Source organism: Sphingomonas sp. BL-S-29, from assembly GCF_055521495.1.
This window is the reverse complement of sequence record NZ_CM145482.1, coordinates 3,922,023-3,935,209: the sequence shown is the minus strand read 5'-3', so window position 1 is coordinate 3,935,209 and position 13,187 is coordinate 3,922,023. Positions and strand designations below refer to the sequence as shown.

Below are 13,187 nucleotides of genomic sequence, written 5' to 3'. Positions count from 1 at the left end.
CGGCTCCTTCAGCTGTTCGTTCAGGCGGCAACGGGCTCGGGCGGGACAAGTCGGAGCGCCTCGGCCGGGTAGCGGGCGCCGGTGGTCGCGCCCCGGGGGAACGCCGCTTCGAGCGCGACGAGCGATTCGGGATCGAGCTCGAGATGATTGGCCGCCCAATTGGCCTCGAGATGGTTGATGTGCCGCGTGCCGGGGATCGGCACGACGTCCTTGGACAGCACCCAGGCCAGGCTCACCTGCGCCACCGTCGCCCCGACGCGCTTGGCGACCTGCTCGATCGTCGCGCGGCGCAGGCTGTTCGCGGCGACCGCGTCGGGCTGGAATCGGGGATGGTGCCGGCGTCGATCGTCGGGATCGCTGATCTCCGCGCCCGCCAGGAAGCCGCGCCCCAGCGGGCTATAGGCGACGAAACCGATCCCCAGTTCGCGGACGGTCGGCAGGATCTCGACCTCGACGTCGCGGGTCCATAGCGAATATTCGCTCTGCAAGGCGGTCAGGGGATGAGTCGCATGTGCGCGGCGCACGCCGTCGGCCGATGCCTCCGACACGCCGACGCCGCCGATCTTGCCCTCATCGACCAGCCGGGCGAGGTCGCCGATCGATTCCTCGATGGGGATGTCGGGGTCGACGCGGTGCAAGTAATACAGGTCGATATGGTCGAGGCCCAGCCGGGTCAGGCTCGCCTCGACCGCGTCGCGCGCCTTGACCGCCGGCACCGCGACGCCGCCGCCATTCGGGCGGGGCACGAACTTGCTGGCGATGACGAGGCCGTCGCGCCGATCCCTGATCGCCTTGCCCAGCAACTCTTCATTATGCCCCGGGCCATAGCCCGTGGCGGTGTCGAAAAAAGTGACCCCAAGGTCGATCGCGCGGTGCAGCGTCTTGATCGAACTGGCGTCGTCGGCCTGCCCGTAGACATGCGACAGCCCCATCGCTCCAAAGCCCTGACGGCTGACGTCTAGATTTCCAATGGTCGGCATCTGCGGGTTCCCGAACGAAGAGTTGAAACCGAAGACTGCCTGCGGGCGGCCGATCGGCGAACGTAGGATATCTTTCCTTCGTCGTAGAATCCATATCTTATTGATGGGAATTAAAGTGGGGAACCGCTCGATGGTTCGCGCGTTCGCGCGCGCCGTCTGTTAGGGCAGAATACCAGGATAAGATGCTGATACATAATGGATATGATCGACAGAAAATCGCCGGGGCGACTGGTGAAGCGGGGCGCCTTTAGAAAAACTTCGAGCCACAGAAGAATCAATTCCCATTGACTCAGTAGGAATTAAGAATCAGCCTTGCGCCTTCGATCTGGGGCGGATCGGGCCGTCCCGCGGCATGCAGCGAAGCATGGCGTCGAGAGATGGCCGGCCTCGTTCAGAGCCGTCCGGAGAGGGGCGGCCGCGACCCGTCGATCGACGATTTACCGGGGCAAGGGAGGCCATCATGAACACGTTCCGCCAGTCACTTCTGCTGTCATCGATCATCGCGGGCATGGGGCTCGCCCAGCCGGCCTTCGCGCACGGCGCGGGGCCGGAGGGGGAGGATGTCGTCGCGAAGGCAGGAGCAGCGGTCGCCGCTGCGGCTGCGCCCGATCCCTCCACAACCTCCGATGAGGGCGCCGATGTCGTGGTCACCGCGCGCCGCACTTCGGAGCGCGCGCAGGACGTGCCGATCGCCCTGTCGGTGGTCTCGGGCGAGACGCTGGAGCGCAAGGGCGGCTATACGCTGACGGACGTCCAGTTCCAGACGCCCAGCCTGACCGCCTATAATTCCAATCCGCGCAATTCCTCGATCGGTATTCGCGGCATCGGCGTTTCCTCCGCGTCGGACGGGCTCGATACTTCGGTCGGCGTCTATATCGACGGGGTCTATCTCGGCCGTCCCGGCATGGCGCTGTCGGACCTGATCGATGTCGACCGGGTCGAGGTGCTGCGCGGCCCGCAGGGGACGTTGTTCGGGCGCAACAATTCGGCCGGCGTGCTCAACATCACCACGCGCGGACCTGAGTTCGAGTTCAAGGGCACGGCGGAAATCTCCGGCGGCACGTATAATTACAACCAGGAGCGCGTGAGCGTGACCGGCCCGATCATCGATGGACTGCTCGCTTTCCGCGTCACGGGATTCAACACTCACCGCGACGGCGTGCTCGACAATATCAAGACCGGGGTGAACGCGAACAGCGTCGGGCGCAGCGGTGCGCGCGTCCAGCTTCTCGCCACGCCCGCCAGCAACTTCACCCTGCGGCTGATCGGCGATTATTCTATCGAGGACGATACCTGCTGCGTCAGCGCGACCAAGCTGGTCCTGCCCGCAAGCCTCAGCGCGACCACCGGCCGCACGCTCCAGGCGCTCGCCGCGCTCGGGTACGTGCCGAAGCGGAGCCTCGACTACACCCAGAACAATTCGCTTCAGAACATGAAGACCGACCAGAAGGGCGTGTCGCTGCAGGCCGATTGGGATCTCGGCCCGGTCACGCTGACGTCGATCAGCGCGTGGCGCTATTGGCACTTCGCGCCGCTGCAGGACAGCGACGGCACGCCGCTCGACGTCATCCAGGTCAATGTCGCCCAGACCAAGGACGATCAGTTCTCGCAGGAAATCCGCCTTGCCTCACAACCCGGGCGATTCACCTGGCAGGTCGGCGGTTACCTGTTCCACCAGGTGCTGCGCGATCATTTCATCCTCAACCAGTTCGGCACGGACGCGAGCAATTTCTACACCACCTATGCCCGGCTCGCGAACCCGGCGGCGGCGGCGATCAACATCGCCCCCGGCTCGCAATATCTCGACGATGTCCGCACCACGGTCGACAGCGTCGCGGTGTTCGGCCAGGCGAACTACTCGGTCACGGATCGGCTGACGCTCACCGCCGGCATCCGCTACACGCACGACAAGCGTTGGGGCCGGTCTGATACCTCGACCGTGGGCACCCCCAATCCGGCGACCTCGATCCCCTTCCACTACAATACGTCGGTGACGGGCGACAATGTCTCGTACCTCGCCAGCATCGCCTACAAGATCGCGCCCGATGTGCTGGTCTATGGGTCCTATTCGACCGGCTACAAGGGGTCGGGCCTGAACCTCAACGCCGCCGTCTCGGCGGGAACGCCGCTGGTCCTGGAGCCCGAGGACGTGAAGAATTGGGAGATCGGCCTGAAGACCCAGTTCTTCGACCGGCGCCTGACCTTCAACCTCAGCGCCTTCTCGACCGATCTGTCCGGGCTTCAGGCGAACATCGTGCCCACCAACGGCAACCGCTCCTATCTCGCCAATGTCGGCGACGTGCGGGCGCGTGGCGTCGAAGTGGATGCGTCGCTGAAGGTGACCAACAATCTGACGATCGACGCCAATGGCTCGTACAACGACGCCAAGTACAAGAGCTACGCCAATGCGCCGTGCCCGGTCGGAGTCACCGGCGTGTGCGATCTCACCGGCAAGCCTCTGTTCCAGGCGCCGGAATGGGTCGCCAATGCGTCGATCGACTATCATGTCCAGCTCGCGAACGGCGTGCGACCCTATGCGATCGGCCAGTTCAGCTATCGCTCCAGCACGTTCGGCACCGCCGATGCCGGGCCCTATAGCCGGATCGACCCCTATGCCCTGTTCAACTTCCGCGTCGGTACGTCCTTCCGCGATGGGCAGTTCGACGTGTCGGCCTGGGTCAACAACGCGTTCGACAAGAAATACTTCCAGAACCTGTCGACCACCGCGATCGTCGGCACTTCGCCCTTTGCCTATGCCGGCCAGCTCGGCACGCCCCGCACGGCAGGGGCGACCTTCCGGGTCAATTTCTGAGACAGGATTTCTGAGACAGGGAGGGGACGTGGCCGGGAAGTCTCCCCCGGCCACGTCAAACCCTCAGAAGAACAGCTTCCGGATGCTGACCCGCACGCTCCGCCCCAGCGGATCGAGATAATCGGGCTGATAGCTGACCGGCGTGATCCCGGCGGCATCGGTCACGCGCTGCTTGCCGTCGAAGATGTTGGTCACCCCGATCGTCAGGCGGGTGCCGCGCAGCCAGGGATGCTTCTTGATCAGGTCGAGCCGCTGGCCGAAATCGGCGAACAGCCTCAGGTCAAGCGTGCCGAGTCCCGAAAAGTTCAGTCGTTCCGGCGCGGCCGCCGTACCGCCATTGACCTCGGTACCGGTGCGGTAATTGCCCGACAGGCGGAAACCGATGCCGTTGTTGGTGTAGCCCGCCTGCGCCTCGAACTCGTGCCGCGACTGGCCGCCGCTGCCGCCAGTCGCATCGCCATTGAGCAGGTCGAGCCGCGGCCCGCCATTCTGGACCAGCACTTCCTCCTTGAAATGCCAGGTGTGGTAGAGCGCGAAGTTCAGCCGCCCGCCGCCCTGGCCGCCGCCGCCGAATCCGCCGCCACGCCCGCCAAAACCGCCGCCGCCGGGGCCGCGCCCGCCGAAACCGCCCGCGCGTGGGCCGCCGTCGCCGCCCCCGGGGCCAGCGCCGGGTGCTCCCGGCGGGTTGCCGCCCTGCTGCCCGGCCGGGGCCTCGCCCGCCGGCGTGCCGCCGTTGCGCGCGCTGCCGTCGGGCGTGGTGTTCGCACCATCCTGATTCCGTCGCCTGAATCCGCCTGGCGGCTGAAGTCCGGCGAACGGGTTCGGCCCGGTGCCCGCGCGGAATGCCTCGAGCTCCTTCTGCACCTTCGATTTGATCGGTTTGGAGAAGTTGACGCCCCAGCGCAGCTGTGACCGGCTGCTCTCGGCGAAGTTGATCGGCCGCATGTCGATCCGGGTGAGCTGACCCGATGCGTCGCGGGTGAAGCGGCTCGGGAACGCCGCCTCGATGGCGGCCGTCGCGCTCGGGAAGGCCGCGATCGGATCGTCGGTGCGGCTGGTCACGTAGTTGGCGGTGAGGCTCAGGTCGGTTTGCGACCACGGCTTCAGGGTCAGGCCGATCTTGGTCACATGATTGTTGCTGGCGAGCAGATTGGCGTTGCCGCCGGTCAGCGAGGTGATGTCGACGGTCGTGCCCTGCACATAGTCGAACACGCGCACGTTCGGCGTGGTGATCACTGGATTGCCGAGCTGCTGGGCGCTCGGTGCCTGTTCCTGGTCGGTGTGCGAGACGATGAAGCGCACCGCCTCGACCGGAATCCAGTTCGCGCCATAACCGAGCGTCTGCAGCGTGCCGAAGTCGGAAAGATGGTCCTCGGCCAGGTTGAAATTGGCCGAAAGCCTGCCGAGGAACGGCAGGAAGCCGTTGGTCTTGCTCGCGATCGGGATATCGATGTTGACCTGGCCGTTGACGGTATCGCGCGAGACGGAGCCGGTCTGGTTTCCGGTTGCGCGATACGATCGCGAATCGAAGCCGCTGGTATCCGCGTCGAGCTTGATGCTGGTCGAGACATCGCCCGCCGGCAGTTTGAACAGCGGGCCGTTGAGCAGCGCGTCGACGCCCGCCTCGTTGGAGACGCCATAAGCCCGGTTGGCTGGGCGCGCGCCGACCTCGGAGCCGGAAATGTCGACGCCCGTCTCGCTGAAGGTCTTGGTCTCGCTGCGATCGTAATTGCCGGTGACGGACCAGCGCCATTTGGGACTGATCGAGCCATTCCACGTGGTGCCAAGATGCGCAGTCAGCGTGGAGTTACGCTGTTGCAGCGGCAGGACTCCGTCGAGCGTCGGGTCGGTCACGCCATCGGGCAGGCCGTTGGCGCGCAGGCTGTCGGTATATTCCAGCCGCCCGTTGATCGTCGCCGAGACCTTGCCGATCGGCCGTGCATAGATGGTGTTCGCGCTGAAATCGCGGCTCGAGGCAAGCAGGCTGCGATAGGGGTCCGGATCGGTGATATCGCGCTCATTCTCGGTCAGCCCCGACTGCGCCTCATATTGGAGATGCATGTTGAAGCGGCCGTCACCGCGGATGTGAAGCAGGTCGAGCTCGCCTTGCGCATCGTTGCGCCCGCCGGCTGTCGGCACCCGGTCGGCCAGTTCCACCGTGGTCGCGCGAAAGCGGCGGCGCAGCACGATGTTCACGACTTTCTGGTCGGCGCGATAGCCATATTTGAGCGCGACTTCCTCGGGCAGGATGTCGACGCGCGCGATCGCCTCGGTCGGGATGTCGCGGATCTCGGAGAAGCCGGAGATGCGCTTGCCGTTGAGCAGCACCACCGGTGCCCCGCCGCTGCCGCGTCCGCTGGTCGTCTGCGGGGTCAGCTCGTTGAGCAGGTCGGAAAGCGAGCTCACCCCATAGGATCGGATGTCGGCCGGGCCGAGCTGTTCCTCGGGTTGGATATCGCCGATCACCGCGCCGGGCAGGTTGCGCTGGCCGCGCACGATGATGTCCGGCTCGTCGGGATCGGCCTGGTCGTCGCTCTGCGCCGCCGCCGGGGCGGGCGCCGCGTTCGTCGTCTCCTGCGCTGCCGCCAGGGCCGGGGCGCTGGCCGAGGCCAACAGGAACAGGATGCCGATACGCCGCATGGTCACTCCAACTCGAATCACCGTCGGAGCCCTAGACTCCATTTGTCGCAAGAATGTGCCGGTCCGTGCATTGACCTACGATTGACAGTATTCGGGCGCGCAGCGGATAGCATCCGCATGACCAATCCCCTGATCGCCGGCATCGAACTTGGCGGCACCAAATGTATCTGCGTTCTCGGCTCCGGCCCGGACGATATCCGCGACGAAGTCCGCATCCCCACGACCACGCCGGACGAAACGCTCGCGGCGGTCGAGGCAGTGCTTGGCCGCTGGTCGGGCTATCAGGCGCTGGGCATCGCCAGTTTCGGCCCGGTCTCGATCGATCCGGTGGTGGCGAACTACGGCTTCATCACCGCGACGACCAAGGCCGGCTGGTCGAACACCGATGTCGCGCGGCGACTCTCGCGCCACGCGAACGTGCCGCTGGGCTTCAACAGCGATGTGGCCGGGGCGGCGCTGGCCGAGGGGCGCTGGGGTGCCGCGCGGGATGTCGCCGACCATGCCTATGTCACCGTCGGCACCGGGATCGGCATCGGGCTGGTGATGGGCGGCGAAACCACGAATGGCCTGTCTCATCCCGAGCTCGGCCATATCCGTCCGGTACGGTTGTCCGGTGATGGCTGGCCCGGCATCTGTCCCTTTCACGGCGACTGTCTCGAGGGTCTCGCATCGGGACCGGCGATCCGGGCGCGGGCAGGGAAGGCCGCGGAGCAGCTCGCCGCGGACGATCCGGTATGGGACGGCGTCGCCCATGCGCTGGCCCAGCTCGCGCACACGCTCGTGCTGACCGGCATCCCGCGCCGGATTGTGATGGGGGGCGGCGTGATGGTCGGCACGCCCCATCTTTTCCCGCGCATCCGCGAGAAACTGGTCGCGAGCCTGGGCGGCTATGTCGCGGCCCCCGGTCTCGACCCGATCGAGGCTTATGTCGTGCCCGCCGCGCTCGGCAACCATGCCGGGCCGCTCGGCGCGATCGAACTCGGCATCCGGGCGCTTCGCCCCGCTGCGCCCGGGAAAAAATAGGTCAGGCCCGCTCCAGCGCGGTGCCGAACGGCAATATCTCCTCGTACCGCGCCAGTGCCGGCGCGCCGATCACCCGCGCCCCCCGGCGCAACAGGAAGGCGTGTCGGACGATCTCAGCCTGTTGCTCGATGCCGTAACGGTGCAGCGGCAGGCCGGGCCGGATCGCATAATCGTAGCGGCAAAAGGGGTGCCGCCTGATCGGCAGGCTGATGCCCTTCTGGTGCTGCCAGACATGAGTCATCTCATGGATGAACAGCCCCTGGTCGTCGAGCGACCCGGCGGCGAAATCGTCGCGGTAGCGGCTGCCCCCGGGATGGAAATGGATCGATCCGGTCGGCGCCATCACCGTTTCGCGCGGCTGGAAGAACGCCCATTTGCGCCGCGTGACTCGCACTTGCGCATAATCGATCGCGTCGCCGAACACGCTTCGCGCCAGCGCGATCTCGCCCGCGGTCAGCGGGCGGCCGGAGCGGTCGGCGCTCAACTTCCCGGCGAAGCCTCGCCGGCACCGACGGCGGTGGCCTTGTAGGTGACGCGCTGGCCGTCGGCGAAGGTGAACAGCAAGGGCACCGGCGCGCCCGGCCTGATGCCGGGGTTCAGATCGAACAGCATCACATGCTTGCCGCCCGGCGCGAAGGCGACCTCGCCTCCGGCGGGCAGGGCGACCTGCTGAATCGGCTTCATCGAGGCCATCGATCCTGTCTGCATCGATTCGTGCATCTCGGCGCGGATCGAGACGTCGCTGGTCACACTGACCAGAGTCGCGTCGGCGGGTCCGCCATGCAGTGTGAAATACGCCGCCGCCGGCCCGCGCGGCACCGCGGCCAGCCTCACCCAGGCCTTGGTGACATGGATTTCGTTGGGACTCTCGCAGCCGGCAAGCGCCAGCAGGACACCAAGGAGGGCAGGGATACGCATCATATTCTCCCGCTTCGGGAATGTTGTCCGGCCTCTAGGGAGTCGAAAATCTTGCGGCAAGCGAAAGCCCCCCTATATCGCCAGCAGTAAGTGCCGCGTCGCCCAGTCAGGGGGCGCGGTCGAGAGGCAATTTTTTTGAAGACGGGGGCCGAAGAGGACCATGGCTAAAGTAATCGGTATCGATCTGGGCACGACCAACAGCTGCGTTTCCGTGATGGAAGGCGGCAAGCCCAAGGTCATTGAGAATGCGGAAGGGGCGCGCACCACGCCCTCGATCGTCGCGTTCGCCAAGGATGGCGAGCGGCTGATCGGTCAGCCGGCCAAGCGCCAGGCGGTGACCAATCCCGAGAACACGATTTTCGCGGTGAAGCGCCTGATCGGCCGCCGCTTCGACGATCCGGTGACCAAGAAGGACACCGAGCTGGTTCCGTACCACATCGTCAAGGGCCCGAATGGCGACGCGTGGGTCAAGGCCGGCGGCAAGGATTATTCGCCGGCGCAGATCTCCGCCTTCACGTTGCAGAAGATGAAGGAAACCGCCGAGGCCTATCTCGGCGAGACGGTGACTCAGGCGGTCGTGACCGTTCCTGCGTATTTCAACGACGCGCAGCGCCAGGCGACCAAGGACGCCGGCCAGATCGCCGGCCTCGAAGTGCTGCGCATCATCAACGAGCCGACCGCAGCGGCGCTGGCCTATGGCCTCGACAAGCAGGACGGCAAGACCATCGCGGTGTATGACCTTGGTGGCGGCACCTTCGACATCTCGGTGCTCGAGATCGGCGACGGCGTGTTCGAGGTGAAGGCCACGAACGGCGACACCTTCCTCGGCGGCGAGGATTTCGACGACAAGATCCTGCGCTTCCTGGCCGAAGACTTCAAAAAGGCCGAAGGCATTGACCTGACCAAGGACAAGCTGGCGCTGCAGCGGCTGAAGGAAGCGGCCGAGAAGGCGAAGATCGAGCTGTCGTCCGCCGCGACGACCGAGGTCAACCTGCCCTTCATCACTGCTGACCAGAATGGTCCGAAGCATCTGGTGAAGACGATCACCCGCGCCGATCTGGAGCGGCTGGTCGAGGATCTGATCCAGCGCACGCTCGAGCCGTGCCGCAAGGCGCTGGCCGATGCCGGCCTCAAGGCAGCCGATATTGCGGAGGTCGTCCTGGTGGGCGGCATGACCCGCATGCCCAAGGTGCGCCAGGTCGTGAAGGATTTCTTCGGCAAGGAACCGCATTCGGGCGTCAACCCGGACGAGGTCGTCGCCATGGGCGCCGCGATCCAGGCCGGCGTGCTGCAGGGCGACGTCAAGGACGTGCTGCTGCTCGACGTGACGCCGCTGTCGCTGGGCATCGAGACGCTGGGTGGCGTGTTCACCCGCATGATCGACCGCAACACCACCATCCCGACCAAGAAGTCGCAGACCTATTCGACCGCTGACGACAATCAGCAGGCCGTGACGATCCGCGTCTTCCAGGGCGAGCGCGAGATGGCCGCCGACAACAAGATCCTCGGCCAGTTCGACCTGGTCGGTATCCCGCCGGCGCCGCGCGGCGTGCCGCAGATCGAGGTCACCTTCGACATCGACGCCAACGGCATCGTCAACGTGTCCGCCAAGGACAAGGGCACGGGCAAGGAGCAGCAGATCCGCATCCAGGCCTCGGGTGGCCTGTCGGATCGCGACATCGACCAGATGGTCCGCGACGCCGAGCAGTTCGCCGAGGAGGACAAGAAGCGTCGTGAGGCAGCCGAGGCGAAGAACACGCTCGACAGCCTGATCCACACCACCGAGCGCCAGCTCGCCGACAATGGCGACAAGGTCGACGCGTCGCTCAAGGCCGAGATCGAGGCGGCGGTGGCCACGGCCAAGACGGCGGTCGAGGGCGGCGATCCGGAAGCGATGCGCGAGCAGGCCAATGCCCTGCAGCAGGTCGCGATGAAGCTCGGCCAGGCGATCTACGAGAAGCAGGCCCAGTCGGAAGCTTCGCCTGCCGCCGATGCGGCGCAGGAAGCTCCTGCCGAGGACGTGGTCGACGCCGAATTCTCGGAAGTCGACGATACCAAAGCGTAACTTGTTGCGTTCCCCCCGTTATTCCTGCGATGAGCAGGGGTAACGGGGAGGGCGGGGGCCCAAGATGACCACCGAAGTCGATTTTTACGAATTGCTCGAATGCGAGCGCACAGCGGACGATGCCACGCTGAAGGCATCCTATCGCAAGCTCGCCATGAAATATCACCCCGACAAGAATGACGGGTGCAAGGACAGCGAGTCCCGTTTCAAGGCGATCAGCGAGGCCTATGATTGCCTCAAGGACCCGCAGAAACGTGCGGCCTATGATCGTTTCGGCCATGCCGCGTTCCGCAATGGCGGTGGCGGCGCCGGTGCGGGCGCGCAGGATTTCGGCGCGTTCAGCGACATCTTCGAAAATATCTTCGGCGAGTTCATGGGCGGCGGCGGGCGGGCCCCGCGCGGCGCGCGGCGCGGCGCCGATCTGCGCTACGACATGGAGATCACGCTCGAGGACGCGTTCCGCGGCAAATCGACCGACATCACCGTCGACGTTTCGGCCTCCTGCGATTCGTGCAAGGGCACCGGCGCCAATCCCGGCACCAGCGCCAAGGCCTGCGGCACCTGTGCCGGGCACGGCAAGGTGCGCGCCCAGCAGGGTTTCTTCGTGGTCGAGCGGACCTGCCCGAGCTGTCACGGCGCGGGCCAGGTCATCTCCGACCCGTGCAGCGCCTGTCGCGGCGAGGGCCGGGTCGAAAAGACCAAGACGCTCACCGTCAATATCCCACCTGGCGTCGACGAGGGCACGCGTGTGCGCCTGACCGGCGAGGGCGAGGCCGGCGCGCGCGGGGCGCCTCCGGGCGATCTCTACATCTTCCTGCACGTGCAGCGGCACGCGCTGTTCGAGCGCGAGGGCACGACCCTGTTCGCCCGCGCGCCGATCAGCTTCACCACCGCCTCGCTGGGCGGCGAGATCCGCATCCCCGGGCCGGACGGCGAGCGCCACACGATCAAGATCCCGGCCGGCACCCAGAGCGGCCGCGAGCTGCGCCAGCGCGGCGCGGGCATGCCCGTGCTGCAGGGCCGCGGGCGTGGCGACCTGGTGATCAGGGTCGAGGTCGAGACACCGACCAAGCTGTCGGCCAGGCAGCGCGAACTCCTCGAACAGTTCCGCGCCACCGAAACCGGCGAGGAAAACCCGCAGACCACGAGCTTCTTCAAGAAAGTGAAGAGCGCGCTCGGCTGACCCTATGAATACCCCTCCCGCTTGCGGGAGGGGTCAGGGGAGGGCCTGTGCGATCAACCAATCCCGAAACTGTCGACCAGTTCGACCGCCAACCGCACCGGCACGACCGGCGTGGCGCAGCGCGACGCCAGATCGGTCTGATAGGCCTGGAAAGACGGCAGTCCGGTCACCGCATCGGCGCTCTCGTCGGCCAGATTGACGAACAGGTGGATAAATTCGTCCCCGTCGCGGAACAGGGCATAGCCCACCTTATCGGGCGCGTTGGCGCGTACCTCGTCGAACACGGCGCGCGCCAGCCGTTCATTCTCGTCCGACGTCTCGGCTTTGGTCGCATAGCGTACCAGCGTCACTCTCTGCATGATGTGGGTTCCTTATCGACGCGGCATCGCGTCGGAGGATGAGACGGTGCCGACCCCGCAAAGGATTCGGCGGTCGAAAAAGAATCCTCACCCGAATCCTTTGCGTCTCCCGCGGCGTCCCTGGGCTAGAGGAAAAGTGGAGGTGCGTGTGACGGACCGGTTGAACGACTGGCTGGGTGAGATGCGGCCGCGGCTGCACCGTTATGCCGCGCGTATGATGGGGTCGGCCTTTGATGGCGAGGACGTCGTCCAGGATGCGCTCGCCAAGGCAGCCGAAGCACTCGGCGCCGGCGCGCAGGTGGCCGAGCCCGACGCCTGGATCTTCCGCATCGTCCACAATACCGCGCTCGATGCGCTACGCCGCAGGCGGCGGCAGGAGGCGCGCGATGCTCTTGCCGTCTCGGACGATGCGTCGACCGAAGAGGCCGACCGGCGGATCGCGGTGGAGGCCGGGCTGGGCAGCTTCCTCCATCTCGTGCCGGCACAGCGATCGGCTGTGGCGCTCGTCGATGTGCTGGGTCACTCGCTCGCCGAAACCGCGGCGATTCTCGGCATGACGGTCCCAGCGGTCAAAGCAGCGCTTCATCGCGGCCGGACCAGGCTGCGCGCGCTTGCGCAACAAGCGGAAATATCGGCGGTCATCGCGCCTGCCGAGCGCGCACGCCTTCGCGCCTATGCCGACCGCTTCAACGCCCATGACTGGGATGCCCTGCGCGCCTTGCTGGCCGAGGATGTGAAGCTGGATCTCGCCAATCGGACGACGCTGTCCGGTGCGCGCGACGTGTCGATTTATTTCACGCGCTACGCTGCGCTGCCGGACTGGCGGGCAAGTGTGGGCATCGCGGAGGGGCGTCCGGCATTGCTGATCCGGAAGCGTGGGGACGAGTCAGGTCCACCCATTTTTGTCGTGCTGCTCGATTGGCGCGGTGACCGGATCGCCGTGATCCGGGACTTCCACTACGCCACCTATATCATGGAAGGATTGAGCTGGTCGGCCATCCCGCCGGCCTAGCCACCCCTTTAGACAAGGGGTGGGCGGGCCGATGGATCAGAGGCTAACGACCTCGACCACCAGCGCAAGAGCCGTGAACGTCAGCATGGTGCTGACCACGGTTTCAAAGAAGCGCATGGTAGGGTCTCCGATGCCGGAAAAGTCCGGCTAGGCCCTATGTGGAGATTGTTGCGGACTCTCGCAATATTGTTACGC

10 protein-coding genes are annotated in these 13,187 nt (G+C 65.9%); 5 read left to right on the top strand and 5 right to left on the bottom strand.

The features are described 5' to 3' along the window. Nucleotides 1–20: 20 nt before the first annotated feature. Entirely contained in the window at nt 21–980 is a 960-nt protein-coding gene (locus tag ACZ1I2_RS18570; protein ID WP_465176257.1) for an aldo/keto reductase, read from the bottom strand. Nucleotides 981–1,440: 460 nt separating this feature from the next. Between ACZ1I2_RS18570 and ACZ1I2_RS18565 the strand changes: the two genes are divergently transcribed. Further along, nucleotides 1,441–3,792 carry a TonB-dependent receptor gene (locus ACZ1I2_RS18565; protein ID WP_465176258.1) on the top strand — a complete coding sequence of 784 codons (2,352 nt, stop codon included), beginning with the start codon at nt 1,441–1,443 and terminating at the stop codon, nt 3,790–3,792. A gap of 63 nt (nt 3,793–3,855) precedes the next feature. On the opposite strand, the gene ACZ1I2_RS18560 is transcribed toward ACZ1I2_RS18565, so the two are convergent. Then, nucleotides 3,856–6,432 (bottom strand): TonB-dependent receptor, encoded by a 2,577-nt coding sequence (locus tag ACZ1I2_RS18560; RefSeq protein ID WP_465176259.1) that lies wholly within the window; start codon nt 6,430–6,432, stop codon nt 3,856–3,858. Between the two features lie 117 nt (nt 6,433–6,549). Here ACZ1I2_RS18560 and ACZ1I2_RS18555 point away from each other — a divergent pair, with 117 nt between their 5' ends. Further along, nucleotides 6,550–7,455: an ROK family protein gene (locus tag ACZ1I2_RS18555; RefSeq protein ID WP_465176260.1), complete on the top strand. Its 906-nt coding sequence runs from the start codon at nt 6,550–6,552 to the stop codon at nt 7,453–7,455. 1 nt (nt 7,456) lies between these two features. Here ACZ1I2_RS18555 and ACZ1I2_RS18550 read toward each other — a convergent pair whose 3' ends face one another. Next, nucleotides 7,457–7,939, bottom strand: coding sequence for a vgr related protein (locus tag ACZ1I2_RS18550; protein WP_465176261.1), 483 nt, complete (start codon nt 7,937–7,939; stop codon nt 7,457–7,459). Further along, complete coding sequence (locus tag ACZ1I2_RS18545) at nt 7,936–8,373, bottom strand: copper chaperone PCu(A)C (RefSeq protein WP_465172709.1); 438 nt, start codon at nt 8,371–8,373, stop codon at nt 7,936–7,938. The genes ACZ1I2_RS18550 and ACZ1I2_RS18545 overlap by 4 nt, the downstream gene beginning before the upstream one ends. Nucleotides 8,374–8,533: 160 nt before the next feature. Between ACZ1I2_RS18545 and dnaK the strand changes: the two genes are divergently transcribed. Together dnaK and dnaJ are read left to right on the top strand one after the other, a co-directional pair. Continuing rightward, complete coding sequence (dnaK, locus tag ACZ1I2_RS18540; protein WP_465172710.1) at nt 8,534–10,438, top strand: molecular chaperone DnaK; 1,905 nt, start codon at nt 8,534–8,536, stop codon at nt 10,436–10,438. A gap of 64 nt (nt 10,439–10,502) precedes the next feature. Further along, on the top strand, nt 10,503–11,621 hold the full coding sequence (gene dnaJ / locus ACZ1I2_RS18535) for a molecular chaperone DnaJ (protein ID WP_465172711.1): 1,119 nt from the start codon (nt 10,503–10,505) through the stop codon (nt 11,619–11,621). Nucleotides 11,622–11,674: 53 nt separating this feature from the next. On the opposite strand, the gene ACZ1I2_RS18530 is transcribed toward dnaJ, so the two are convergent. Beyond that, nucleotides 11,675–11,980: a hypothetical protein gene (locus ACZ1I2_RS18530; RefSeq protein WP_465172712.1), complete on the bottom strand. Its 306-nt coding sequence runs from the start codon at nt 11,978–11,980 to the stop codon at nt 11,675–11,677. A gap of 148 nt (nt 11,981–12,128) precedes the next feature. On the opposite strand from ACZ1I2_RS18530, the gene ACZ1I2_RS18525 reads away from it, so the two are divergent. Continuing rightward, nucleotides 12,129–12,992, top strand: coding sequence for a sigma-70 family RNA polymerase sigma factor (locus ACZ1I2_RS18525; RefSeq protein WP_465176262.1), 864 nt, complete (start codon nt 12,129–12,131; stop codon nt 12,990–12,992). Nucleotides 12,993–13,187: the final 195 nt, after the last annotated feature.